The organism is Ralstonia sp. NFACC01 (assembly GCF_900115545.1).
In the GTDB taxonomy this organism is placed as follows: Bacteria; Pseudomonadota; Gammaproteobacteria; order Burkholderiales; family Burkholderiaceae; genus Ralstonia; species Ralstonia mojiangensis.
In genome coordinates this window covers 184,262-210,706 of the sequence record NZ_FOWV01000001.1, presented here as the reverse complement: position 1 = coordinate 210,706, position 26,445 = coordinate 184,262, and the positions used below count along the sequence as shown (strand labels likewise).

Here is a 26,445-nt window from a genome sequence, read left to right as displayed (position 1 = left end):
CGGCGGTGCAGCTTCAGGCCACCGCCGATTCCAACTGCGAATGCTGCGGCAACTCGGCCGCCACCTCGCCGATCATGCGGCGCAGCCACATCACGTCGGGCGCGGCATGACTGCGCTCATGCCAGAGCTGGTAGAAGCGCATCTTCGGAAACGCCATGGGCGTTGGCAAGATGCGGATCGGCAAATACTGGGCACAATGTGCGGCGAACTGGCGCCCGGTGGTGAAGACCAGATCGGTGCGCATCAACACATACGGCACCAGCCCGAAGTACGGCAGCGACACCTGGATCTGTCGCTTCAACCCTTGCTCCGCAAGTGCCTGATCGATCATGCTGCGCTGCATGACGGCGTACGGCGCGGGTGCAAGATGCGGCATCTCCACATAGTGCTTGAGCGAGATTCCCTTGCGCGCCAGCGGGTGCTGTGCGCCCAGCATGCAGACGACTTCATCGTCGAACAGCGGCGAAATGTGCAGATGTTCGGGCGGCGACAGCCAGTTGCCGATCACCAGGTCCATGCCGCCCTGCTCCAGTGCGGCAAGGTAATCGACGCCGGCATTGAGCGGATGCACTACGAGTTTGGCCTGCGGCGCCTGCTTGCGCAGACGCTCAACGATGTTGGGCAGGAAAAAGGCATCGAGATAATCCGGCGCACCGAGGTGAAACGTGCGGGTCGTGTTGCCGGGGTCGAACTCCTGCGACGGGCGCGCGATGCGCTCCATCGCCTCCAGGCTCTGCTGCGCGAGCGCCAGCAAATCATGGCCGCGCTCGGTTGGCACCATGCCGTTCTTGCCGCGCACCAGGATGGCGTCGCCGGTGATTTCGCGCAGGCGCTTGAGCGTATTGCTGATGGCCGGCTGCGACTGGCCGAGCTTGACCGCCGTACGCGTGACGCTCTGCTCGGTGAGCAGCGTATAGAGAACGCGCAGGAGGTAGGTATCGAGGTGATCTTTGCCGTGCATCTGGAGGCGGGTATCGGCTGCGCCGACCCTTCTAAAAAACGTGCTTGGGGACGCTGCCAGTGTATGTCACTTGCACACCGCGCCGCCAGACCGCTACTGGCGGGTATACCCCGGATTTTGGCTTTCCGATGCGGGTTATCACATGGGCCAAATATTGCATTCCTGGCCCGGTGCTATGGTTCCGTTACACACACAAACAGGCGTAGAACCCCCATGGAGACTCAGCCCATCCGCTTCTTCCACCGCGGTCAGGTCCGCACCGTCACGGATGCCCCGATCACCCGGACGGTGCTTCAATACCTGCGTGAAGACGCACACTGCACAGGCACCAAGGAAGGGTGCGCCGAGGGCGATTGCGGTGCGTGTACCGTCGTGCTCGGCGAACTGCAGGAAGACGGCAGCGTTGGCCTGAAGGCCGTCAACGCGTGCATCCAGTTCCTGCCCACGCTGGACGGCAAGGCGCTGTTCACCGTGGAAGACGTGCGTGGCAAGGATGGCACGCTGCACCCGGTGCAGGAGGCCATGGTGGAGTGCCACGGGTCACAGTGCGGCTTCTGCACGCCGGGCTTCGTGATGTCGCTCTACGCCTTGTACGAGAACACCGACAATCAGGCGCCCATTCCTTCGCGCCAGACCATCTGCGATTCGCTGACCGGCAACCTGTGCCGCTGCACTGGCTACCGCCCGATCATCGACGCCGGCGAACGCATGTTCGAGCTGCCCTCCCCGGCCGGCATCGACCGTACGCAACTGGCCGACACGCTGCGCAAGCTGCAACGCAAGGACACTTTCAGCTATGCGCCGGTCGGCACCGAGAACGCACCGCGCTTCTACGCACCGCGCACCGCATCGGCCTTTGCCGCCATCAAGGCCGCGCATCCGAGCATCCGCATCCTGGCCGGCAGCACCGACGTCGGCCTGTGGGTCACGAAGCAGTTCCGCGACCTGGGCGACATCCTGTACATCGGCCAGGTGGCCGATCTCTACGCCCTGGAAAAACGCGACGGCTGGATCGAGATCGGCGCCGCCGTCTCGCTGGAAAAGGCCTACGAATTCCTGGCCGCGGACTACCCCGAAGTAACCGAATTGTGGAAGCGCTTTGCCTCGCTGCCGATCCGCAATGCCGGCACGCTGGGCGGCAACGTCGCAAACGGCTCGCCGATCGGCGACTCGGCGCCCGCGCTCATCGCTATCGGCACGCGCGTCGTCCTGCAGCGTGGCGAAGTGCGCCGCGAGTTGCCGCTCGAAAACCTCTACCTCGCCTACCAGAAGAACGCGATGGAAGAAGGCGAATTCGTTGCGGGCCTGCGCATCCCCGCACGTGAGGGCCGCGATGCCTTGCGGTTCCGTACGTACAAGCTCTCGAAGCGTTTTGACGAGGACATTTCCGCCGTGTGCGCGGCGCTGGCCATCGAGCTGGACGGCCAGGATGGCGAAACCCGCGTGCGCAGCGCACGCATCGCCTACGGCGGCATGGCGGCAACCTCCAAGCGCGCGACGGAGACGGAAAACGCCATCGTCGGCCAGCCGTGGAACGAAGCGACCGTGCGCGCTGCCATGGCAGCCATGTCGCGCGACTACACCCCGCTGACCGACATGCGCGCCACTGACAACTACCGCCGCATATCGGCTGCCAACACGGTGTACCGCTTCTGGCTGGAAACCCGCACCGATGCGCCGCTCGCGCCCGAACAGATCAATGTGCGCGCGGTCGAATTGAATACCCTCACGGCAGCGTAAGAACATGAACAAGCAAACCGAAGCCTTCCTGCTGGCGGAAGCCGATATTGCTGCCGCCATGCCCGGCCAGCGCGGCGCTGTGGTGGGCATTTCGCGCCCGCACGAATCTGCGCACCTGCATGTTGCGGGCACCGCCACGTACACCGACGACATTCCTGAGCTGGCCGGCACGCTGCACGCAGCGCTCGGCATGAGCACGCAGGCGCACGCGCGCATCGTCAACATGGATCTGGACCGCGTGAAGGCCGCGCCCGGCGTGGTGGCGGTGTTTACATCTGCCGACATTCCCGGCACGAACGATTGCGGCCCGATCATCCACGACGACCCGATTCTCGCAACCGACACGGTGCACTTCATCGGCCAGCCGATGTTCATCGTGGTGGCGACGTCGCACGATGCGGCGCGCCGCGCGGCGCGTCTGGGCAATATCGAATACGAAGTGCTGCCCCCCCTTCTGACGCCCGAAGAAGCGCGCGCCGCCGGCAAGTCCGTGCTGCCCCCGATGCACCTCAAGCGCGGCGAACCGGCTGAGCGCATCGCTGCCGCGCCGCACTCCGAAGCCGGCAAGATGTCGTTGGGCGGGCAGGAGCAGTTCTACCTGGAAAGCCAGATCTCGTACGCCGTGCCGAAGGAAGACAACGGCATGCACGTGTGGTGCTCGACGCAGCATCCGACCGAGATGCAGCACATGGTGTCGCACATGCTGGGCTGGCACGCCAACCAGGTGCTGGTCGAATGCCGCCGCATGGGCGGTGGTTTTGGCGGGAAGGAATCGCAGTCGGGCCTGTTCGCCTGCTGCGCTTCGCTGGCGGCGTGGAAACTCGCCTGTCCCGTCAAGCTGCGTCCGGACCGCGACGACGACATGATGATCACCGGCAAGCGGCACGACTTCCGCTTTGCCTACGAAGCCGGCTACGACGACGACGGGCGCATCCAGGGCGTCAAGGTCGACATGACCTCGCGCGCCGGTTTCTCGGCCGACCTGTCGGGCCCGGTGATGACGCGCGCCATCTGCCACTTCGACAATGCCTACTGGCTGCCTGAGGTCGAAATCGACGGCTTCTGCGCACGCACCAACACGCAGTCGAACACTGCCTTCCGCGGCTTCGGCGGCCCGCAGGGCGCGTTTGCCATCGAATACATCATGGACAACATCGCGCGCTCGGTCGGCAAGGACGCGCTCGATGTACGCCGCGCCAATCTGTACGGCAAGGACAAGAACAACATCACACCGTACGGGCAGACCGTGGAAGACAACGTCATCCACGAACTGCTCGACGAGTTGGAGGCGACATCCGATTACCGCGCCCGCCGCGAAGCGATTCGCGCATTCAATGCGACAAGCCCGGTGCTCAAGCGCGGCCTGGCGCTGACACCGGTGAAGTTCGGCATCTCGTTCAACGTGAAGCACTTCAACCAGGCCGGCGCGCTGGTGCACGTGTACAACGACGGCTCGATCCTCGTGAACCACGGCGGCACCGAAATGGGCCAGGGCCTGAACACCAAGGTTGCGCAGGTCGTGGCGCACGAACTGGGCGTGTCGTTCGCGCGCATCCGCGTGACGGCAACGGACACCAGCAAGGTGGCCAACACCTCGGCCACGGCGGCATCCACAGGCAGCGACCTGAACGGCAAGGCTGCACAAGACGCCGCACGCCAGATCCGCCAGCGCCTGATTGCGTTTGCGGCCGAGCATTACGAAGCGCCCATCGAGACGGTGGCGATCGTGGGTGACCATCTCGAAATCGGGACGCGCCGCGTGCCGTTCGACGAGCTGATCGGCAAAGCCTATGTTGCCCGCGTGCAATTGTGGTCCGACGGCTTCTACGCCACGCCCAAGCTGCACTGGGATCAATCCAAGCTCAAGGGCCGTCCGTTCTACTACTACGCCTATGGCGCAGCAGTGTCGGAAGTGGTGGTCGATACGCTCACCGGAGAATGGCGCCTGCTGCGCGCCGATGTGCTGCACGACGCTGGCCGCTCGATCAACCCCGCCATCGACATCGGCCAGGTGGAAGGCGCATTCATCCAGGGCATGGGCTGGCTGACGACCGAAGAGCTGTGGTGGAACAAGAACGGCAAGCTGATGACGCACGCGCCGTCCACCTACAAGATTCCGACGGTCAACGACTGCCCGCCGGATTTCCGTGTGAACCTGTTCAACAACGCCAACGTGGAAGACAGCATCCACCGCTCCAAGGCGCTGGGTGAGCCGCCGCTGCTGCTGCCGTTCTCGGTCTTCTTCGCCATTCGCGATGCGGTGGCTGCGGTTGGCGATGGCCGCACGAACCCGCCGCTGAATGCGCCGGCCACCAGCGAGGAAATCCTCAAGGCCGTGGACGCCATCCGCAGCGCCCCGCTCTCGGCCTAAGTTCGGAGACCACATCATGGACCACACGCAACTGCGCCCATTCCGCTTCGCCGACGTGCTTGCCACCGTGCAGGCCGGGCAGCCGTGCGTGCTGGTCACAGTGACCGACGTGCAGGGCTCCGCGCCGCGCGAGCCGGGCACGCTCATGCTGGTAGGCACCGACGGCTTCTTCGGCACCATTGGCGGCGGCCATCTGGAATGGCGTGCGATGGAAATCGCCCAAGCGATGATGGACGCGTCCGAGGCCTCCGGCGAAGCACGCCGCCAGTTCGTGCGCATCCCGCTCGGCCCCGCCCTCGGCCAATGCTGCGGCGGCGTAGTCCGCCTGTCGTTGGAGCGCCTCGATGCGCGCGACGTTGAATGGATCAGGCTTGCGGATAACGCCATGCGTCAACGCCGCAGCCTGCGTCGGTTTGTGCCGACCAATGTGGAAGCACCCGTCGAAGCGAGGATCGGCGATGCCGCCGCAGCCGGCGTGACGTTCGACGCCGGCGGTTTCACCCAAACCGTGCTGCCGCCCGACATGTCGATCGTGCTGTGCGGCGCGGGCCATGTCGGCCACGCAATCGTGCGTGCGCTGGCCCATCTGCCGTGCCGCGTGACATGGGTGGATGAACGCGATGCGATGTTCCCGTTCCCTGCTGAAGTGCCGCCGAACGTCGTCATCGAATCCACCGATACGCCGGAAGCCGTGATCGATCACGCGCCCGCCGGCAGCTACTTCCTGGTCATGACGCACAACCATGCGTTGGACCTCATGCTGTGCGAACACATCATGCGCCGCACGGACTTTGCTTACTTCGGCCTGATCGGTTCCAAGACCAAGCGCGCGCGCTTCGAACATCGCATGGTCGAGCACGGCGTGGACCCAGCCCGCCTGCCGGAAATGGTGTGCCCGATTGGCGTGGCAGGCATTGTGGACAAGGCGCCGGATATCATTGCGGTATCCGTCGTCGCGCAACTGCTGCAGGTGCGAGAGCTGCAACAGCACGCGCTCACCAGCGCCAGCAGCGGCGCGGCGGTCCCTTACCGAGTCCCCACGCCTGTCTAATCATGCCGATCTCTTCCGCGCTTGCAGAACGCATCGCCACCAGCCCCAAAGCTGAACTGCACATCCACATCGAAGGCTCGCTCGAACCCGAACTGATGTTTGCACTGGCTGAGCGCAACGGCGTGAAGCTGCCGTATGCGTCGGTGGAAGAAGTACGTACCGCCTACGCCTTCGACGATCTGCAATCGTTTCTCGACCTGTATTACGCGGGCGCCAGCGTGCTGCTCACCGAGCAGGATTTCTACGACATGACGGCCGCTTATGTGGCGCGCGCGCTTGCCGACAACGTCCATCACGCCGAGATATTCTTCGACCCGCAGACACATACCGCGCGCAACGTGCCCATGCATGTGGTCATTCACGGTATCGTCCGCGCCCTGGATGACGCCGAGCGCGAGCATGGTTTTTCCAGCGCCCTAATCCTCTGCTTCCTGCGCCATCTGAGCGAGGAAGACGCATTCGACACGCTCGAAGCTGCGCTGCCCTATATCCAGGACCCGGCCAACCGCATCATCGGTGTGGGGCTGGATTCATCCGAGCGCGGCAACCCGCCGGAAAAATTCGCACGCGTATTCGCACGCTGCAAGGAACTCGGCCTGCGCCTCGTCGCCCACGCCGGTGAAGAAGGCCCGGCGCAATACGTGATCGACGCCCTCGACATCCTCAAGGTGGAGCGCATCGACCACGGCGTACGCGCCATCGACGATGCCGCGCTCGTCAAGCGCCTCGCCGCCGAACGCATCGCGCTGACGGTCTGCCCGCTGTCGAACGAAAAACTGAAGGTCTACCCCGACTTGCGCGACCACTCGCTCAAGCAACTGCTGGACGCTGGCTGCGCTGTGACGCTGCATTCCGACGATCCAGCCTACTTTGGCGGCTACATGAACACCAACTGGCTCGCCACGTTCAACGCCCTTGACCTGTCTGCGGCCGATGCGCACACGCTCGCGCGCAACAGCTTCGAGGCGTCCTTCCTGCCCGAACAGGACAAAGCCCTGTGGCTTGCCAAGGTTGACGACCACTGGAAAGCCACACACTAAATATCCACGAGACGACATGACCACGATGCCTCCGACTTCCAACACCGTTCACGCTTACCGCGGCCGCGTGCTGCATTTCCTGCACGATCCGCAGTATCGGGAGCGCGATGCTTATGAGTACTGGGAAGACGGCCTGCTCGTGGTCGCGGGCGGCAAGGTCGTGCAGGCCGGCGACTACGCCACGCTGCGCGAAGACCTGCCCGCCGGCACGCAATTGCACGACTACAGCGGCAAGCTGATCGTCCCGGGCTTCATCGACACGCATATCCATTTTCCGCAGACGGACATGATCGCGTCGCCCTCGCCGGGCCTGCTGCACTGGCTGGAGACGTACACGTTCCCGGAAGAGCGCCGCTTCGAAAGCGAGCAGTACGCCGCCGGCGTCGCCTCGTTCTTCCTCGACGAACTGCTGCGCAACGGCACGACCAGCGCGATGGTGTGGAGCACCGTGCATCGCGGCTCGGCCGAGACGCTGTTCACGCAAGCACAGCAACGCGGCATGCGCATGATCACCGGCAAAGTGATGATGGATCGCAACTGCCCGGAATACCTGCGCGACACGGCTGAATCCGGCGCGCGTGACACGGCTGACCTGATCTCCCGCTGGCACGGCAAGGATCGTCTGGCCTACGCCATCACACCGCGGTTCGCGCCCACCTCGAGCGAAGCGCAGTTGCAGGCCTGCGCAGAACTCGCCAAGCAATACAAGGACGTCTTCATCCAGACGCACGTCGCGGAAAACCCCGACGAAGTGAAATGGGTGGCCGACCTGTTCCCCAACGCACGCAGCTATCTGGACGTCTACGACCGCTACGGCCTGCTGCGCAAAGGCGCCTTTTACGGCCACGCCATCTGGCTGGACGACGGCGACCGTCAGCGCATGGCCGAATCCGGCGCGGCCGTGGCGCACTGCCCCACGTCCAACCTGTTCCTGGGCAGCGGCCTGTACAACTTCCACAAGAACGACGCGTACCGCCTGGCGCTCACGCTGGCCACTGACGTTGGCGGCGGCAGCTCTTTCTCGATGCTGCGCACGATGGGCACGGCGCACAAGGTCGCGCGCATGGGCGGTTATCACCTGACTGCGCTGCGCATGTTCTACCTGGCCACGCGCGGCGCCGCTGAAGCACTCGGTTGGGAAGACCGCATCGGCAGCTTCGTGCCGGGCGCGGAAGCCGACTTCATCGTGCTGGACCCGGCTGCCACGCCGCTGCTGGCCCGCCGCAATGCGCGCTCGGAAACACTGGAAGAGCTGCTGTTCTCGTTGGCGTTGCTGGGCGAGGATCGTGCGGTATCCGCCACTTACGTGCAGGGCGAACCCGCGAAATTTGCGGTTGGCGCCAACGCTTGATGCACTTATAATCGCGGCTTCCATTGGGGAGTAGCCGCTCGAAGTCGTCACTTCGAGGGCCACGTCAACAGACTTGACCGCCGTCGCAACGACAGGTGGTTATGGCGTGGTCAGCCGCACTCAGGGTGCCACCCCGGCACCCGGTGACGCGCCTGGCGAGACCGATGACAACCCACTGCGGACAGGGCCGGCAGTGGCGCGTCATTGGTTCGCATACGGCCCGGACACCACAACAACATGGAAGCCTTTCTCGTCTCCACCGGCATCGTCGCGCTCGCAGAAATCGGCGACAAGACGCAGCTGCTGTCGATCCTGCTGGCCGCGCGTTTTCGCAAGCCGGTGCCGATCATTCTCGGCATCTTCATCTCCACCCTCGTCAACCACGCACTGGCCGGCGCTGTCGGTGGCTGGATCACGCATGTGCTCGGCGAAAACGTGCTGCGGTGGATCCTGGGCGTGGGCTTTATCGCCATGGCTGGGTGGATGCTGATTCCGGACAAGCTCGACGACGACGAAGCCCCCTCCACAGCGCAGCGCGGGCTGGGCATTCTCGGCACCACCATCGTCGCGTTCTTCTTTGCCGAGATGGGCGACAAAACACAGATCGCGACGGTGGCACTGGCAGCGCGCTTTAACGACGTGTTCTCGGTCGTGGCAGGCACGACCGTCGGCATGTTGCTGGCGAACGTGCCGGCTGTGCTAATGGGCAACAAGTTTGCTGCGCGTATGCCGATCACGCTGGTGCATCGGATTGCGGCGCTGGTCTTCCTGGTGCTGGGTGTACTGGCGTTGCTGGGCGTCGGGAAGTAAGTCGTCAATCCGAGGCTCTGGGGCTGCCCTGCCGGCGCCCCTTGCGGCCGGTGAGGCAGAGGCGAATCGAGCCCAGCCAAGGACACATCGCTGCAGACGCTTCAGGCGAAACGAAAAAAAACGGGGCCGCAGCCCCGTTCAACCCTCACCGGTCATGCCACCCGCTAGGGAACGAATGGCATGCTCCGATAAACCTTTCCGTTGTGGCTCAGCGTGCGCCTCAGTTCGTCTTGGCGCCGCCTTCGAACCACTTGGCGATGATCGTGCGCTCGTCGTCGGTGATTTGCGTCACGTTGCCCAGCGGCATCAGCTTCTGCTGCACGACCTGCTGGTAGACGAGCTGCGCATGCTTGCCCAGTTCTTCCGGCGTATCGAGCAGCACGCCCTTAGCCGGCGAAGGCATCAGGGTAGGATGAGCCGAGTGACATTGGTAGCACCGTGCGGTAACGACTGCCTGTACTTTGGCGAAGTCCGAACCGCCAGCGGCTGTCGGGGTGGCCGCTGCGGCCGTACCCGTCGCTGCCGCAGCAGACGTGCTTTCGGCGGCAGGCGCTGCCGGACGCGACACCGGAGCAAGCCACAGCGCAACACCCAGCAGCACGGCCACGCCTGCTGCCGGATAGCCCCAGTTCACGACGCCCTTGTGCTTCAGGATGAAGAACTGGCGGATCAGTACGCCAGCCAGCATGATCAGCACCAGCACAGCCCAGTTGTACTTGGCGGCGTACGTCATGCTGTAGTGGTTCGACAGCATCGCAAACAGCACCGGCAGGGTGAAGTACGTGTTGTGCACGCTGCGTTGCTTGCCGCGCTTGCCGTGGATCGGGTCCGGCTTCTCGCCTGCCTTGAGCGAGGCCACCACCTTGCGCTGGCCCGGGATGATCCAGAAGAACACGTTGGCGCTCATGATGGTCGCGATCATCGCGCCGATCAGCAGGAACGCTGCACGGCCCGAGAACAGGTGGCACGCCGCAAACGCCGCAATCACCACGTAGATCGCCACCAGAATGCCCACCACGCGGTCGTTCTTGCCGAACACACGGCAGATCGTGTCGTACACCAGCCAGCCGACCACCAGGAAGCCCAGTGCCAGCAGCACGGCCGTCGTCGCCGTCATGTCGAACACGCTGCGATCGATCATGTAGACGTTGGCGTTGAACAGATACACCACCGTCAGCAGGGCAAAGCCCGACATCCACGTCGAGTACGACTCCCAGTAGAACCAGTGCAGATGATCGGGCAGTTGCTTCGGTGCCAGCAGGTACTTCTGCGGGTTGTAGAACCCGCCGCCGTGCACGGCCCAAAGCTCGCCGTCGACGCCCTTGTCCTTCAGGTCCGGTGCGCTCGGCTTGGTCAGGCTGTTATCGAGCCAGACGAAGTAGAACGACGAACCGATCCACGCGATCGCGACGATCACATGCAACCAACGCAAGAGCAAGTTGGCCCAGTCGAGGATATAGCCTTCCATGATGACTCCCTGCCCTGTTAGCTGCCGCGATAGGTCGAATACGACCACGGCGATACCAGCAGCGGCACGTGGTAGTGCGCGCTGGTATCGGCCACGCCAAAGCGCAGCGTCACCACGTCCAGGAACGCGGGCTCGGGGAGTTTGACGCCAGCGGCGCGGTAATACTCGCCAACGCCGAAGTCCAGTTCATACACGCCAGCCTGCAGCGCGTCGCCTTCCAGCAGCGGCGCATCGCAACGACCATCGTGATTGGTGCGAACCGATTTGATCGGTTGCCGTTGATTGTCGACAATTTTGAACAGTGCGATCGCCAGGTTTTGGCCCGGCGTGCCTGCGGCGGTGTCGAGCACATGGGTGGTCAAGCGTCCCATTTGTCTTCCTCTGTAGTTCGAATTTTCAGAAGCGCCGCTGCCTCCACTTGCACCTCGCGCCAAACCCTTGTGTGACAAGGGCTGGCGTCGGGGCCCGCTCGGTACGTGCTATGCACGCATCCCGGCGCGCGTCCAGCCGGTTTACGCCTGCCCTCCATATGGGGAGGGGCATGCCAAACCGGCAAAGCCGTCGCTCGTTCTGGGTCCGACGCCGTGTCTCTGCCGTGTCCCTAGACCAGGCTCGAAACAGGGATTTCCCTAGTTTGTCGGATTCCCGAACGCATTTTGTTGACAATATTGAAGGCGGCTATGAATAATTGTCAACAGGTTTTCGCAGTGGCCTATGCCGCGGCGCACTAATGAAAGGCAGGTCTGCCATGTCCAAGAATCTCAAGCTGGTCTCCACGGAAGTGGCGTCGAAATCGGGCGTCAAGGCATCGGGAGCAACACGCATGTCGGTCGAAGAACGGATGTATCACGAGATCTACGACGCGATCATGGAACACCGCCTGCCCCCGCGCACCAAGCTGACGGAACATGCGCTGTGCGAAATCTATGCCACCGCCCGTCATACGGTGCGCAAGGTCTTCTCGCAACTGGCCGCTGACGGCCTGGTCGACCTGGAGCCGAATCGCGGCGCGTTCATCGCAGCGCCCTCCATCGACGAAGCCCACGCCATGTTCGAGTTGCGCCAGATCCTGGAGCGTGCAGTGCTCGACAAGGTCGGCCGCAGCAACAATCCCAAGGCAGCCATCGCCCCGCTGCTCGAACTCGTCAAGCAGGAACGCCAGGCGTTTGTCACGCAGGATCGCCCGCGCTGGATTCGCCTGTCTGCGGAGTTTCACGTGGCGCTGGCCGAGCAGTCTGGTAACCCGCTGGTGGTCGAGATGATGCGCCGGCTGGTGTCGCGCACCACCCTGATGATCGCCAGCGTCGAGGCCCCAGGCAACAACGCCTGCTCGTTCGACGAACATCTCGACATCCTCAATGCACTGGAGCGCGGCGACGCCAGCGCTGCCCAGGCCCACATGGCCCAGCACTTGCAATGTTGCGCCGATCGCGTACGCCCCGAAGCGCCCGCTGATTTCGATCTGCGTTCGGTATTGGGCCCGCGCGGCGGGAAGGACAAAGTCTAGGACCGGTTTAGCTGTATGGGCGAGCCGGCACGACAGAGGCCGGCCGCCCAAGAACCTGTTCACGATCCGCAGCAATCAGCCCAAGGTTGGCCCGGGAAACACAGCCCTACACGAGTACGGCGAGTGTCACAGGGCAAGCCCGCAGCGCGCAGCAGGAACGTGGGCAGGCTCAAAGCTGGACGCCGTCCGGCTTACCACCCAAAGGAGACCTTTATGGCAAGCAGCACCATCGCCGCCCCCACGGCGGACCTGACCAATGAGCGTGTGGCGTACGGACGCCTGCTCGCATTGGGCCTGCAACATGTATTGGTGATGTATGCAGGCACCGTGGCAGTGCCTCTGATTGTGGGCGGTGCACTGCATCTGCCCAAGGAACAGCTCGCTTTCCTGATCAACGCAGATCTTTTTGCCGCCGGCCTTGCCACGCTCATCCAGGCCTTCGGTGTGTGGAAGTTCGGCATCCGCATGCCGGTCATGATGGGCGTGACGTTCGCGTCGGTGGGCCCGATGATTGCCATCGGCACCGACCCGAGCATCGGCCTGCTCGGCATCTACGGCGCCGTAATCGCGGCGGGGTTGTTCGGCATCATCGTCGCGCCGCTCATGGGGCGCGTGCTTGGGCTCTTTCCGCCGGTCGTGACGGGCACCGTCATCACGCTGATCGGCATGTCGCTGATGGGCGTGGGGATCAACTGGGCAGCGGGCGGCCAACCCACCATGAAGACGATGGTCGACGGCGTGCTCAAGACCGTGCCCAACCCGGCCTACGGCGATCTGAGCGGCCTGGGCATTGCGCTGGCAGTGCTCGTCATCATCCTGTTGCTGACGAAGTACGGCCGCGGCCTGATCGGCAACATTGCCGTGCTGCTGGGCATCGTGATCGGCACGTTCATCGCCATGGCGTTCGGCAAGGTCAGCTTTGCCGGCATCACCGAGGCCGACTGGGTGGCCGTGATCACGCCGCTGCACTTCGGCATGCCGACCTTCCACTTCGGCGCCATCGCTTCGATGTGCATCGTGATGATGATCACGCTGGTGGAATCGACCGGCATGTTCCTGGCGCTGGCAGAAATCACCGGCAAGAAGCTCTCCACCGATGACCTCACGCGCGGCCTGCGCGCTGATGGCCTGGGCACCGTGATCGGCGGCCTGTTCAACACGTTCCCGTACACCTCGTTCTCGCAGAACGTGGGGCTGGTGACGGTCACGGGTGTGCGTTCGCGCTTCGTGGCAGCCATGGGCGGCCTGATCCTGATCGCGCTGGGCCTGTTCCCGAAGATGGCGCACATCGTGGCGTCGGTTCCCTCCTTCGTGCTGGGCGGCGCGGGCATCGTGATGTTCGGCATGGTGGCCGCCACGGGTGTGCGCATTCTCGGCTCGATCGATTTCAACAAGTACCGCCACAACCTGTTCATCGTGGCGATCTCGATCGGCTTCGGCATGATCCCGACGCTGGCACCGACCTTCTTCCAGTACCTGCCGCATTGGCTGGAGCCGGTCACGCATAGCGGCATCGTGCTGGGCACGCTGGTCGCGGTCATCCTGAACCTTTACTACAACGGCATGCAGTCGGCCGAGCACGCAATGCGCGACGCTGCCGCCAACACCCACGGCACGGAGTAATTGCATGAACGCCACTGTCGCGCACAACGACCCGCTTTTGATCGCCCGCCATGCCGACGTGCTGGTCACCATGGATGCGCAACGCCGCGAGATCCCCGACGGCGCCCTGGTTGCGCGCGGTGGCGTGATCGAATGGGTCGGCGCCACGGCGGATCTTCCGTCGCAGTATCGCGAGGCTATCGGTCAGCCCAACGTGCGCGTGATGGAGTTGCGCGACCACGTGGTCACCCCGGGCTTCGTCAACACGCACCATCACATGTATCAGAGCCTGACGCGCGCCCTACCCGCCGCGCAGGACGCGGAACTGTTCGGCTGGCTGACGAACCTGTATCCGGTGTGGGCAGGCCTCACGCCAGAGATGGTGCGCGTGTCCACGCTCACGGCGATGGCGGAACTGCTGCTCTCGGGTTGCACGACCTCGAGCGACCACCTGTATCTGTATCCGAACGGCAGCCGGCTCGACGATTCCATCGAAGCAGCGCAGCAGATTGGCATGCGCTTTCACGCGGCGCGCGGCAGCATGAGCGTCGGCCGCAGCCAGGGCGGTTTGCCGCCGGACCGCGTGGTCGAAGGCGAAGAGGCGATCCTCAAGGAAACGCAGCGCCTGATCGAAACCTGGCACAACGCCGATCGCCATTCGATGCTGCGTGTTGTGGTGGCACCGTGCTCGCCTTTCTCCGTCTCGCGCGACCTGATGCGCGAATCGGCCAAGCTCGCGCGCAGCTACGGCGTGTCGATGCACACGCACCTGGCCGAGAACGACAATGACATCGCGTATTCGCGCGAGAAGTTCGGCATGACGCCGGCCGAGTACGCGGAAGACCTCGGCTGGGTCGGCCGCGACGTCTGGCATGCGCACTGCGTGAAGCTCGACGCCCACGGCATCGACGTATTCGCACGCACCGGCACCGGCGTCGCGCATTGCCCGTGCTCGAACATGCGGCTGGCGTCGGGCATTGCGCCCATCCGCACCATGCGCGATGCCGGCGTGCCGGTCGGCCTAGGCGTGGATGGCAGTGCATCGAACGATGGAGCGCACATGCTCGGCGAAACACGCCAGGCCATGCTGCTCGCACGCGTCGGCTTTGGCCCCGCGGCGATGAGCGCGCGCGAGGCGCTGGAGATTGCCACGCTCGGCGGTGCGCGCGTGCTCAACCGCGACGACATCGGCGCGCTCGCACCCGGCATGTCGGCCGACTTTGTCAGCTTCGATCGCCACCAAGTCAGCTTTGCCGGCGCCGACCACGACCCGGTCGCGGCGCTGGTGTTCTGTGCCCCGTCCAACGTGGCGCACAGCGTGATCAACGGGCGCGTGGTCGTCGAAGACGGCCGCCTGACCACGCTTGAACTCGACGCCCATCTCACGGTTCACCGGAGGCTCGCGCTGGAACTGGCGCAGGCTGCCCGGGCAGTCCCGGCCTGACGCGATGGCGCTTTGTCTTGTTCATGACGCCGCTGTGATGTCGTGAATTTGGAAAGCCGCATTCCACTGTCTGACCGGTGTTGTATGAAGTCTCCTCGACATGAAAAAACCATGACAAACAATAACTATCCGCGCGATCTCATCGGTTACGGCAAGAACTCGCCCAACGCCAATTGGCCGGGCGGCGCGCGCGTCGCCTTGCAGTTCGTCCTCAACTACGAAGAGGGTGGTGAAAACTGCGTCTTGCACGGCGACGCCGGCTCCGAGCAGTTCCTCTCCGAAATCATTGGCGCTGCGGCCTACCCCGACCGCCACATGAGCATGGAGGGCATCTACGAATACGGCTCGCGGGCGGGCGTGTGGCGCATCCTGCGCGAGTTTGAAAAGCGCGGCCTGCCGCTGACGATCTTCGGTGTGTCGATGGCCCTGCAACGGCATCCGGACGTGACGCAAGCCTTTGTTGACCTGGGCCACGAAATCGCCTGCCACGGCTGGCGCTGGATCCATTACCAGAACGTCGACGAAGCGACCGAGCGCGAGCACATGCGCATCGGCGTCGAGATCATCCGCGAGCTGACTGGCAACGCACCGCTGGGCTGGTACACCGGCCGCGACAGCCCCAACACGCGCCGCCTCGTGGTCGAGCACGGCGGCTTTACCTACGACGCCGACTATTACGGCGACGACCTGCCCTTCTGGACCGAAGTCGAAACCTCGTCCGGCGAGCACAAGCCGCACCTGGTGGTGCCGTACACGCTCGACACCAACGACATGCGCTTTGCCAGCCCACAAGGCTTCAACACGGCCGACCACTTCTACCAGTACCTGAAGGACGCATTCGACGTGCTGTACGAAGAAGGCGATCCCAGCGGGCTCGCGCAGCCGAAGATGCTCTCGATCGGCATGCACTGCCGCCTGCTGGGCCGCCCGGCGCGCTTCCGTGCGCTGCAGCGCTTCCTTGACTACGTGCAATCGCACGACAAGGTGTGGATCTGCCGCCGTATCGACATCGCGCGGCACTGGATCCAGAACCATCCGTATGCCAAGCAACCCGTTTTGAGCGCCACAGCATGAGCCAGACCACCTATACCCTCTCGCAACTCAACGGCATGGACGCACCGCAGTTCGTGCAAGTCCTGGGTGGCATCTACGAGCACTCGCCGTGGGTTGCCGAACAGGCCGCCACGCAGCGTCCGTTCGCCTCGGCGGAGGCACTCGCAGCCGCCATGCGCAATGCCGTGGATACCGCAGGCATTGAGCCTCAGCTCAAGCTGGTGCGCGCCCACCCGGAGCTGGCCGGCAAGGCTGCCGTGCGCGGTGAACTGACTGCCGAGTCGACGCGCGAACAAAGCGGCGCGGGCTTGAACCTGTGCACGCCGGAAGAGTTTGCGCGCCTGCAGGCGCTCAACGCCCAGTACAACGAGAAGTTCGGCTTCCCATACATCCTGGCAGTGCGCGGCTATGACCGCCACGGAATCATCGAGAACTTCAGCAAGCGCGTGGAGAACGACCGCGATACCGAGCTGCGTACGTCGCTCGAACAGATTCATCGCATCGCAGGTTTTCGCCTGGCCGACTTGATTTCAGCGAACTGATTTTTCAGGTTCATCAGCAAAAACAACGCTGTGGGCGCGGTGTCATGGGGCATGGGACGCCGATCGGCATGGAGCCTGACCAGCCGACCTGCGACCGCATCAAAGAATGCGGCGCAACCCGCAGTGATCTTCAACAACAAAGGAGGTAGCAATGCAGTCGAAATTCAAGCGTGGCGTAGCCGCGCTGGCAGTGGCATCGGCACTGGGGGCAGCAAGTGCCGGTGCGCAAGCGCAATCGTCCGTCACGTTGTACGGCCAGGTGGATGCCTGGGCCGGCGCCACCAAGAGCCTGGGCGCACCGGATCGCGCCTGGGGCGTCAACTCGGGCGGTATGTCGACCTCGTACTGGGGCATGAAGGGCAGCGAAGACCTCGGCAACGGCCTGAAGGCGATCTTCACGCTGGAAGCGTTCTTCCGCCCCGACACCGGCAAGTACGGCCGCTTTGACGGCGACACGTTCTTCGCCCGCAACTCGTTCGTCGGCCTGCAATCGAGCACGTGGGGCTCGATCAAGCTGGGCCGCCTGACGCCGCCGTACTTTGTCTCGACGATCCTGTTCAACCCGTTCATCGATTCGTACACGTTCTCGCCGATGGTGTTCCACACGTACCTCGGCAACGGCCTGAGCGGCCCCGGCGGCATCTCGGGCCTCGTCGGCGATTCGGGCTGGAACAACTCGATCATGTACTCGACGCCGGACTTCAACGGTCTGACGGCCAACTTCATCTACGGCGCGGGCGAGCAAGCTGGCCACAATGGCCAGAACAAGTGGGGCGGCAACTTCCTGTACTTCCATGGCAACTTCGCGGCCACGGCAGCCTTCCAGCAAGTGCGCTTCGACTCCGCTCCGGGTGACCTGAACGCGCTGGTGGCAGGCTTCTCGCGCCAGACGGCCGCGCAACTGGGCGCCACGTACGACTTTGGCGTGGCCAAGGTGTACGGCCAATACCAGTACATCAAGAACGCCATCAACTCGGGCGACGCGAAGAGCAACGGCGGCCAACTGGGCGTGTCGGTGCCGGTGGGCCCGGGCAGCATCCTGGCGTCGTACGCGTACACGAAGACCTCGGGTGCGGCTGACGTGAAGCGCAACACGTGGGCAGTCGGCTACGACTACTCGCTGTCCAAGCGCACCGATGTGTACGCCGCGTACATGCGCGACAAGGTGACGAACCTCAGCTCCGCAGACACCTTCGGCGTGGGCATCCGCGCGAAGTTCTAAGCGGTCGGCAGCAAAGAAAAACGGCGCCTGGACTTTCCCCAGGCGCCGTTTTCTTTTGGACCGCCAACCTTCAGCGGCCCAACATTCGGATCAACCGATCAGCGCGTAGCCGACACGTCTGCCACCGCCAGTGCCGTCATGTTGACGATGCGGCGCGATGTGGCCGACGGGTTCAGGATGTGCACCGGCTTGGCCGCGCCCAGCAGGATCGGGCCCACCGTCACGCCCTGCCCGCCCGTGATCTTGAGCAGGTTGAAGGCAATGTTGGCGGCGTCGAGCGACGGCATCACCAGCAGGTTTGCGCTGCCCGAGAACGCGCTCTTGGGCAGGAAGTGGTGGCGGATGTCTTCCGACAACGCTGCGTCGCCCTGGATCTCACCTTCCACCTGCAGATCTGGCGCTTCGGCCTTCAACAGGTCATACGCGGCGCGCATGCGGCGGGCCGATGCGTTCTTCGACGAGCCGAACATCGAGTGCGACAGCATCGCCACTTTCGGTTCCTGGCCGAAACGGCGCACTTCTTCTGCTGCCAGCTTGGTGATGTCGGCCAGCTCTTCTGCGCTCGGCATTTCATTGACGAACGTGTCGGTGATGAACAGCGTGTGCTTCTCCAGCATCAGGCCGTTCATGGCGGCGAACACCTTGGCGTTCGGCGCCAGACCGATCACGTCGCGCACGTGTTCCAGGTGGGCATCAAAACGGCCAACCGTGCCGCACAGCAGCGCATCGGCATCACCCAGACGCACCAGCAGTGCGCCGATCAGCGTGTTCGAACGGCGCAGTGCCGACTTCGCCATATCCGGCGTCACGCCGTTGCGGCCCATCAGCTCGTGGTAAGCGGTGTGGTACTGGTGATAGCGGCGGTCGTCTTCCGGATCCACCAGCTCGAAATGCACGCCCGGCTTCAGGCGCAGGCCCGCCTTCTGGATACGCATTTCAATCACGTGCGGGCGGCCGATCAGGATCGGCTTGGCCAAGCCTTCGTCGACCACCGTCTGCACCGCACGCAGCACACGCTCTTCTTCACCTTCGGCGTACACGACGCGCTTCGGGTTGGCCTTGGCGGCCGAGAACACCGGGCGCATGGTCAGGCCCGTGTGGTACACGAAGTCGCTCAGCTGGGCGCGATAGGCATCCAGATCCTTGATCGGGCGCGTAGCCACGCCGGACTCTTCCGCGGCCTTGGCGACGGCGGGTGCGATCTTCTCGATCAGGCGCGAATCGAACGGCTTCGGGATGATGTAATCCGGGCCGAAGGTCAGGTCCTGGCCGGCATAAGCCTGAGCCACTGCGTCGTTCGTTTCGGCTTCGGTCAGTTCCGCGATGGCCTTCACGCACGCAAGCTTCATCTCTTCCGTGATCTTGGTGGCGCCACAGTCGAGCGCACCGCGGAAGATGTAGGGGAAGCACAGCACGTTGTTGACCTGGTTCGGGTAATCCGAGCGGCCGGTGGCAATGATGCAGTCCGGGCGCGCCGCTTTGGCCACTTCCGGGCGGATTTCCGGCTCGGGGTTGGCCAGCGCCAGGATGATCGGCTTCGGAGCCATGGTCTTGACCATGTCGGCGGTCAGCACGCCTGCGGCCGAGCAACCGAGGAACACGTCTGCGTCGCGCACGATGTCGGCCAGCGTACGGGCCGACGTGTCTTGCGCATAGCGTGCCTTGTTCGGCTCCATCTTGGCGTCGCGGCCAACATAGATCACGCCCTTCGAATCGACCACGTAGACGTTTTCACGCTTGACGCCCAGGCCCACCATCACGTCCAGGCAGGCGATGGCCGCGGCACCCGCGCCCGACACGGCCACCTTTACGCTGCCGATGTCCTTGCCGACAACCTTCAGGCCGTTGAGCAGCGCCGCCGACGAGATGATCGCCGTGCCGTGCTGGTCATCGTGGAAAACGGGAATGTTCAGGCGGTCGCGCAGCTTCTGCTCGATGTAGAAGCACTCGGGGGCCTTGATGTCTTCGAGGTTGATCCCGCCCAGCGTCGGCTCCAGCGAGGCAATGATGTCGACCAGCTTGTCCGGATCGCGCTCTGCCAGTTCGATATCGAACACATCGACGCCGGCAAACTTCTTGAACAGGCAGCCCTTGCCTTCCATGACGGGCTTGCTGGCCAGCGGCCCAATGTCGCCCAGGCCCAGCACCGCGGTGCCGTTGGTGATCACGCCGACAAGGTTGCCGCGCGAGGTGTACTCCGCCGCCAGCGACGGGTCTTGCTCGATCGCGGTACACGGATACGCCACGCCCGGCGAATACGCCAGCGAGAGGTCACGCTGGTTGATCAGCGCCTTGGTCGGGCGCACCTCAATCTTGCCGCGCGTCGGGGAGCGGTGGTATTCAAACGCCGCGCGGCGCAGTTCGGCCTCGGCGCCTTGGTCTTGGGAATCCGGCGAGGCGTCGTGAAGCTTGTCGTTCATAGCAATGAATCCTGATGGGGAGTTCCGCAGATGGCGCACATGCGCTCAGGCAGAAACTCCCTGAGACGAAGTGGCAAAAAACAGTGGGAACAGAGAGAAACCGGGGGTGAGGCCGCACGCGTTGCACAGCACCGTCAAGAGGGTAGCGACGGGGCGGAGGCGGCGCCGGCCAGGGGTGGCGGTCGACGCGAGACGGGATGAATTGACAACGCTCAAGCGGGATACGGCTGGCGGCCTACAGATTAGGTCATGCATTCTAACGTAGACCGCCAGCCAAAACCCACCCTGGCGCACTACTTGGGTGTCGGCCCGGATGCGGGTTTCGCCGCCGGTTTCACCGATGGATCAACGGGCAATTCTATGAGGATGGGCTGCGCGTTCGGTGCCGGAAAATTGGCAAAGGCGCTGCGTACCAGATAGGGCATCACAGCCGTCAGCGATCCATCCCCTCCCTGCGTTTGCGCCGTCACCTGATACACGCGCTTGCCGGTGGCTGCCTCGTCAATTTCCACGTGATAGGCATAGAACGGCACCTGCACGTTGGTATCCACATATTGTGGCCCCCATGGGCCCCAGGGCCCCCAAGGGCTGCGCCACGGCCCCCAGGGCCCCGGACCCCAATATGGGTCCGGATACACGGGCTGGCGCACCTGCACGAGGCGCGTGGCGGTCGAGTAGTCCAGGCGAACCAGATAGCGTGCGCTGGCACGCGGCACGCTGGTAAAACCGTGGGAAGCTAGTTGGTCAGATGTCCACGCCTCGTAGGTCTGGCGTTCCAGATCATTTTGCTGCGGTGCGGTGTGCTCGAAGGCATAGGTGCGCGGCGGGTTGTCGGTCCAGCCGGGTTGCCGGAACGCGGTCACCTGGCTGGTAACCGTGCTCGCGCAGCTGGCCAGCAGGCTGGCCGCCATCAGCGCGCCGACCATCGGCCAGACGCCCGATGTCTTGATCCATTTCCACATAGAAAATCCCCCTACTCTCAATCAGACAGATGGTCGCGGGCCCCGGAAGCGGGGCTGCGCGCGCTCTGTTACTCAGAGTGACGCCCCGCGCGGAAGATTCCCGCCAAGGGCCTGAGTACAATGGCCTTTTGCGTACCGCTACGAGGATGTTACCGATGTTGCGCACCGATACCGCCGTCACGATTTACCGCAAGGACTACTCCGCGCCCGCTTTCCGCATTGACGAAGTGGCCCTGGAGATCGATCTCGTGCCCGAGCGCACCCGCGTCATCAACCGCATGCGCATGACGCGCACGGATGCCGGCAAGCCCCTCGTGCTGGCGGGTGAAGGGCTGGAACTGGCGGGCGCAACCGTTGACGGCAAAGCGCTGTCCGGCCTGCAGGCCTCCGGCGACACGCTCACCATCGATGCCGTGCCGGCCGATGTCGGCACCAGCTTCACGCTGGAACTCACGACGTACTGCAATCCCGCAGCGAACTCCTCGCTGATGGGTCTGTACGTTTCCAATGGCAATTTCTTCACGCAGTGCGAGGCAGAGGGCTTTCGCAAGATCACCTACTTCCTCGACCGCCCGGACGTGATGACGGTCTACACCGTCACGCTGCGCGCATCGAAAGCGGACTACCCGGTGCTGCTGTCCAACGGCAACCTTATGTCGGAGCGCGACCTGCCGGACGGCCGCCACGAAGCGGTGTGGCACGACCCGTTCAAGAAACCGTCGTACCTGTTCGCGCTGGTGGCGGGCAAGCTCGAGTGCATTGAAGAACGCATCCAGTCAGCTTCGGGCAAAGAGAAGCTGCTGCAGGTGTGGGTGGAAGCGCAAGACCTCGGCAAGACCCGCCACGCGATGGATTCGCTCATCCACTCGATCCATTGGGACGAACGCCGCTTCGGCCTGGAACTGGATCTCGACCGCTTCATGATCGTCGCCGTGGGCGACTTCAACATGGGCGCGATGGAGAACAAGGGCCTGAACATCTTCAATACGAAGTACGTGCTGGCCAATGCCGAGACGGCGACCGATGTGGACTTCGCCAACATCGAATCGGTGGTCGGCCACGAATACTTCCACAATTGGACGGGCAACCGCGTCACCTGCCGCGACTGGTTCCAGCTGAGCCTGAAGGAAGGCTTGACGGTGTTCCGCGATCAGGAATTCTCCGCCGATATGGCGGCACAAGCGGCCGCGCAAGCCGGCAATGAAGCCGCCGCTGCCAGCGCCCGCGCCGTCAAGCGCATCGAAGACGTACGACTGCTGCGCCAGGCGCAGTTTCCGGAAGATGCGGGGCCGATGGCGCACCCGGTGCGGCCCGACAGCTACGAAGAAATCAACAACTTCTACACCGTCACGGTGTACGAAAAAGGCGCGGAAGTCGTGCGCATGTACCAGACGCTGCTCGGCCGCGACGGCTTCCGCAAGGGCATGGACCTGTACTTCCAGCGTCACGATGGCCACGCTGTCACCTGCGACGACTTCCGCGCCGCCATGGCCGATGCCAACAGCCGCGACCTCACGCAATTCGGCCGCTGGTACAGCCAGGCCGGCACACCAGTCGTGGCAGTCGAAGGCCACCACGATGCCGCCACGCATACCTACACGCTCACGCTGCGCCAGCGCTGCGAGCCGGTCGGTATCGAAGTGAACAGCGGCATCCAGAAGCAACCGTTCCACATTCCGTTTGCGATCGGCCTGATCGACAAGAACGGCCGCGACTTGCCGCTGCGTTTGCGCGGTGAAGCCGCATCGCCCTCGCCCGTGACCACGCGCGTGCTGGACTTCACTGAAACCAAGCAGACCTTCGTCTTCGAAGATGTGGCCGAAGCGCCGTTGCCCTCGCTGCTGCGCAATTTCTCGGCGCCGGTCATCGTGGAATACGGCTACACGACCGAGCAGCTCACCTTCCAGCTCGCGCACGATTCCGATCCGTTCAATCGCTGGGAAGCTGGTCAGCGTCTGGCCACCGATACGCTGCTGCGCATGGTGACGGACATCCAGCATGGCCGCACGCCGGTGGTTGATCCGGCGCTGGTTGAAGCCCTGCGTGCCGTGGTCGCCGACACCTCGCTTGATCCGGCCTTCCGCGAGCAGATGCTGATCCTGCCAGCCGAAGGCTATCTGGCCGAGCGCATGGACGTGGCCGATCCAGCTGCCATCCACACGGCCCGCCGCACGCTGCGCCGCACGCTGGCAGAAAAGCTCAACGCAGAGTTGCTGCGCGCCTATCAGGACAACCAGATCGACGGCCCCTACTCGCCCGACGCGGTATCTGCAGGCAAGCGCGCCCTCAAGAACATCGCTCTGGGCTACTTGGTGGAAACCGAAGCCCCCGAAGCACTGGCCCTGGCCGAACAGCAATATGCCCGCGCGACCAACATGACCGACCGCATGGGCGCCCTCTCCGCAATGGTCACCAGCTATGCCCCGGGGCGCGAAGCGGCGCTGGCTGATTTCTACACGCGCTTTGCCGACGATGCCCTCGTCATCGACAAGTGGTTCTCACTGCAAGCCATGCAACCGGGCGCCGCCGGTAAACCGACGCTGGCCACCGTGCGCGCGTTGATGGCCCATCCGGCCTTCACGCTGCGCAACCCGAACCGCGCGCGCTCCCTGATCTTCAGCTTCTGCTCGGGCAACCCGGCGCAGTTCCACGCCGCCGATGGTTCGGGCTATGCCTATTGGGCCGAGCAGGTGCTCGCGCTCGACGCCATCAACCCGCAGGTCTCTGCCCGCCTGGCACGCGCGCTGGACCGCTGGCGCAAATACGTACCCACGCTGCGCGACGCCATGCAGGACGCGCTCAAGCGCGTGGCGGCGCATCCGAGCCTCTCGCGCGATGTGCGCGAGATCGTCGGCAAGGCGCTGGCCTGAATGTCACCGCTTGTATCGTAAAATCGCGCCCGTCTCAGGAGAACCCATGAAGCGCATCAACCTCACCCGCTACCTGATCGAAGAGCAGCGCGAGCACAACACCATCCCGGCCGAGCTGCGTCTGCTGCTCGAAGTCGTGGCGCGCGCCTGCAAGGCGATCTCGCACAGCGTCAACAAGGGCGCGCTGGCCGGCGTGCTCGGCTCGGCCGGCACCGGCAACGTGCAAGGCGAAACCCAGCAGAAGCTGGACGTGATCGCCAACGAAGTCCTGCTTGAAGCCAACGAATACGGCGGCAACCTGGCCGCCATGGCCTCGGAAGAAATGGAATCGTTCTATGAGATTCCGCACCGCTATCCGAAGGGCGAATACCTGCTGCTGTTCGATCCGCTCGACGGCTCGTCCAACATCGACGTGAACGTATCGATCGGCACGATCTTCTCGGTGCTGCACATGCCCCAAGCAGGCCAAGCCGTGACCGAAGCCGATTTCATGCAGCCGGGTGCAAAGCAAGTCGCTGCCGGTTACGCCGTGTACGGCCCGCAGACCACGCTGGTGCTGACCGTCGGTAATGGCGTGCACATGTTCACGCTGGACCGTGAAGTCGGCAGCTTCGTCCTCACCAGCCGCGACGTGAAGATTCCGGTCGACACGAAGGAATTCGCCATCAACATGTCGAACATGCGCCACTGGGCCCCGCCCGTGCGCCGCTACATCGACGAGTGCCTGGCCGGCACCGAAGGCCCGCGCGGCAAGGATTTCAACATGCGCTGGATCGCCTCGATGGTGGCCGACGTGCATCGCATCCTCACGCGCGGCGGCGTCTTCATGTACCCGTGGGACAAGCGCGAGCCGGGTAAGGCCGGCAAGCTGCGTCTGATGTACGAAGCCAACCCGATGGCTTTCCTTGTGGAACAAGCTGGCGGCGCAGCCACCAACGGCGAGCAACGCATTCTGGATATCCAGCCCGAACAGCTGCACCAGCGTGTGGCCGTCGTCCTGGGATCGAAGAACGAGGTGGATCGCGTCACGCAATATCACCTCGACGCCAAGAAAACGGCGTAACGACGCCCCGTAAGACTGTTGTTCCAGCGGTTCTTGCAGAGCGACAAAAAGTTCTGTTAGAATCGCTGTTTCCGACGCCGCTGTAGCTCAGTCGGTAGAGCAGCGCATTCGTAATGCGAAGGTCACCAGTTCGATTCCGGTCAGCGGCACCAGAATTAAAAAAAGCCCAGTCTTCATCGACTGGGCTTTTTGCTTTGCGCCTTCCGAAGCCAATCACACCGCCGGAATGCGCAGCTTCTGCCCCGGATAGATCTTGTCCGGATTCGACAGCATCGGCTTGTTGGCTTCGAAGATGGCTTGGTACTTGTTGGCATCACCGTAGAACTTCTTGGCGATGGCAGAAAGCGTATCGCCGCGCTCCACCGTGTGCCATTGCGATTCTTCCGACTCGGTATTGACCGACATCTGGTCATCCACCGACTTGATGCCCCCGACGTTGCCGCAGCACAGGATGATCTTTTCGCGCGTGGCTTGATCGGGCGCTACACCAAACACCTTGGCAACATCGCCTTCAACCTGCACTGAAAGCGCCGTGGCGCTCAGGCCCTGCTGCGCGATGTAGTCCTGGATGGCTTGGCCCTTGGCATCGTCGGCTGCCTTGGCGGCGCCGGCATCCGCCGACGCATCGGCCGGCGCGGCCGCTGCGCTGCCGTGGAAAAGCTTCTCGCCAGCCTCTTTGATGAAGTCAAAAAAACCCATAACGACCTCCATAAGTACACAACGGGGAACGGGAAAGCTGAAGGGCATGCCCTGGGGGCCTGACCCGTCGCGGCAGTGTAGCCGCTCACCTGCGGTGTCTCCATGACAGTCTCAGGCGCAATTGCAAACTTTGAGCCCCGATGAGGCGTTCAAGAGGCGCTTCACCCACTTTGAATGCTGCGTCGCAACAAAATCACTGGCACACTGTCTTACCAACATCGAAACCACTTGCGGCCCTTCGGAGAGCACGGGCACCATCGTCCTCATCC

General features: G+C 63.7%; 20 protein-coding genes, 1 tRNA gene and 1 riboswitch. Of the genes, 15 read left to right on the top strand and 6 right to left on the bottom strand.

The features are described 5' to 3' along the window. Positions 1 to 13: 13 nt before the first annotated feature. Positions 14 to 961: a LysR substrate-binding domain-containing protein gene (locus BM136_RS00935; RefSeq protein ID WP_024975264.1), complete on the bottom strand. Its 948-nt coding sequence runs from the start codon at positions 959 to 961 to the stop codon at positions 14 to 16. Between the two features lie 213 nt (positions 962 to 1,174). Between BM136_RS00935 and xdhA the strand changes: the two genes are divergently transcribed. The 6 genes from xdhA (at position 1,175) to BM136_RS00905 (ending at position 9,324) form a co-directional block, all read left to right on the top strand. Then, a complete protein-coding gene (gene xdhA, locus BM136_RS00930) occupies positions 1,175 to 2,701 on the top strand; it encodes a xanthine dehydrogenase small subunit (protein WP_092969515.1) in 1,527 nt (508 codons plus the stop codon). A 4-nt stretch (positions 2,702 to 2,705) separates the two neighbouring features. Next, on the top strand, positions 2,706 to 5,072 hold the full coding sequence (xdhB, locus tag BM136_RS00925; RefSeq protein WP_092969512.1) for a xanthine dehydrogenase molybdopterin binding subunit: 2,367 nt from the start codon (positions 2,706 to 2,708) through the stop codon (positions 5,070 to 5,072). A gap of 16 nt (positions 5,073 to 5,088) precedes the next feature. Then, positions 5,089 to 6,123, top strand: coding sequence for a xanthine dehydrogenase accessory protein XdhC (gene xdhC, locus BM136_RS00920; RefSeq protein ID WP_092969509.1), 1,035 nt, complete (start codon positions 5,089 to 5,091; stop codon positions 6,121 to 6,123). A 2-nt stretch (positions 6,124 to 6,125) separates the two neighbouring features. Next, the gene (locus BM136_RS00915) at positions 6,126 to 7,163 is read left to right on the top strand and encodes an adenosine deaminase (RefSeq protein ID WP_092969506.1); all 1,038 of its coding nucleotides are present in this window, start codon (positions 6,126 to 6,128) and stop codon (positions 7,161 to 7,163) included. A 16-nt stretch (positions 7,164 to 7,179) separates the two neighbouring features. Then, positions 7,180 to 8,514, top strand: coding sequence for a guanine deaminase (guaD, locus tag BM136_RS00910; protein WP_092969503.1), 1,335 nt, complete (start codon positions 7,180 to 7,182; stop codon positions 8,512 to 8,514). A 13-nt stretch (positions 8,515 to 8,527) separates the two neighbouring features. Next, positions 8,528 to 8,697: riboswitch (yybP-ykoY riboswitch) on the top strand. 54 nt (positions 8,698 to 8,751) lie between these two features. Next, complete coding sequence (locus tag BM136_RS00905) at positions 8,752 to 9,324, top strand: TMEM165/GDT1 family protein (RefSeq protein ID WP_092969500.1); 573 nt, start codon at positions 8,752 to 8,754, stop codon at positions 9,322 to 9,324. Positions 9,325 to 9,544: 220 nt separating this feature from the next. Here BM136_RS00905 and BM136_RS00900 read toward each other — a convergent pair whose 3' ends face one another. Then, positions 9,545 to 10,792 carry a urate hydroxylase PuuD gene (locus BM136_RS00900; RefSeq protein WP_092969497.1) on the bottom strand — a complete coding sequence of 416 codons (1,248 nt, stop codon included), beginning with the start codon at positions 10,790 to 10,792 and terminating at the stop codon, positions 9,545 to 9,547. A gap of 17 nt (positions 10,793 to 10,809) precedes the next feature. Then, entirely contained in the window at positions 10,810 to 11,163 is a 354-nt protein-coding gene (gene uraH, locus BM136_RS00895; protein ID WP_012762338.1) for a hydroxyisourate hydrolase, read from the bottom strand. 377 nt (positions 11,164 to 11,540) lie between these two features. Between uraH and BM136_RS00890 the strand changes: the two genes are divergently transcribed. The 6 genes from BM136_RS00890 to BM136_RS00865 all read left to right on the top strand — a co-directional run bounded on the left by BM136_RS00890 (position 11,541) and on the right by BM136_RS00865 (position 18,162). Further along, positions 11,541 to 12,299 (top strand): GntR family transcriptional regulator, encoded by a 759-nt coding sequence (locus tag BM136_RS00890; RefSeq protein WP_092969494.1) that lies wholly within the window; start codon positions 11,541 to 11,543, stop codon positions 12,297 to 12,299. A 213-nt stretch (positions 12,300 to 12,512) separates the two neighbouring features. Beyond that, positions 12,513 to 13,922: a nucleobase:cation symporter-2 family protein gene (locus tag BM136_RS00885; RefSeq protein WP_092969491.1), complete on the top strand. Its 1,410-nt coding sequence runs from the start codon at positions 12,513 to 12,515 to the stop codon at positions 13,920 to 13,922. A 4-nt stretch (positions 13,923 to 13,926) separates the two neighbouring features. Continuing rightward, positions 13,927 to 15,345 carry an 8-oxoguanine deaminase gene (locus tag BM136_RS00880; protein WP_092969488.1) on the top strand — a complete coding sequence of 473 codons (1,419 nt, stop codon included), beginning with the start codon at positions 13,927 to 13,929 and terminating at the stop codon, positions 15,343 to 15,345. A 111-nt stretch (positions 15,346 to 15,456) separates the two neighbouring features. Continuing rightward, positions 15,457 to 16,419 carry an allantoinase PuuE gene (puuE, locus tag BM136_RS00875; RefSeq protein ID WP_092969485.1) on the top strand — a complete coding sequence of 321 codons (963 nt, stop codon included), beginning with the start codon at positions 15,457 to 15,459 and terminating at the stop codon, positions 16,417 to 16,419. Next, positions 16,416 to 16,940: a 2-oxo-4-hydroxy-4-carboxy-5-ureidoimidazoline decarboxylase gene (uraD, locus tag BM136_RS00870; RefSeq protein ID WP_092969482.1), complete on the top strand. Its 525-nt coding sequence runs from the start codon at positions 16,416 to 16,418 to the stop codon at positions 16,938 to 16,940. Before puuE ends, uraD begins: the two co-directional genes overlap by 4 nt. A 151-nt stretch (positions 16,941 to 17,091) precedes the next feature. Beyond that, a complete protein-coding gene (locus BM136_RS00865; RefSeq protein ID WP_092969479.1) occupies positions 17,092 to 18,162 on the top strand; it encodes a porin in 1,071 nt (356 codons plus the stop codon). Between the two features lie 98 nt (positions 18,163 to 18,260). On the opposite strand, the gene BM136_RS00860 is transcribed toward BM136_RS00865, so the two are convergent. After that, positions 18,261 to 20,582 (bottom strand): NADP-dependent malic enzyme, encoded by a 2,322-nt coding sequence (locus BM136_RS00860; RefSeq protein ID WP_092969476.1) that lies wholly within the window; start codon positions 20,580 to 20,582, stop codon positions 18,261 to 18,263. Positions 20,583 to 20,875: 293 nt separating this feature from the next. Beyond that, positions 20,876 to 21,544, bottom strand: coding sequence for a DUF4136 domain-containing protein (locus BM136_RS00855; protein ID WP_092969473.1), 669 nt, complete (start codon positions 21,542 to 21,544; stop codon positions 20,876 to 20,878). Positions 21,545 to 21,699: 155 nt separating this feature from the next. Here BM136_RS00855 and pepN point away from each other — a divergent pair, with 155 nt between their 5' ends. The 3 genes from pepN (at position 21,700) to BM136_RS00840 (ending at position 25,629) form a co-directional block, all read left to right on the top strand. Continuing rightward, complete coding sequence (gene pepN / locus BM136_RS00850) at positions 21,700 to 24,414, top strand: aminopeptidase N (protein ID WP_092969470.1); 2,715 nt, start codon at positions 21,700 to 21,702, stop codon at positions 24,412 to 24,414. 46 nt (positions 24,415 to 24,460) lie between these two features. Beyond that, positions 24,461 to 25,477, top strand: a complete 1,017-nt coding sequence (locus BM136_RS00845) for a class 1 fructose-bisphosphatase (RefSeq protein ID WP_092969467.1) — start codon at positions 24,461 to 24,463, stop codon at positions 25,475 to 25,477. A gap of 76 nt (positions 25,478 to 25,553) precedes the next feature. Beyond that, positions 25,554 to 25,629: transfer RNA gene (locus BM136_RS00840), tRNA-Thr, on the top strand. A 61-nt stretch (positions 25,630 to 25,690) separates the two neighbouring features. Here the strand turns inward: BM136_RS00840 and lysM are convergent. Continuing rightward, positions 25,691 to 26,176: a peptidoglycan-binding protein LysM gene (gene lysM / locus BM136_RS00835; RefSeq protein WP_092969465.1), complete on the bottom strand. Its 486-nt coding sequence runs from the start codon at positions 26,174 to 26,176 to the stop codon at positions 25,691 to 25,693. Between the last annotated feature and the right edge of the window lie 269 nt (positions 26,177 to 26,445).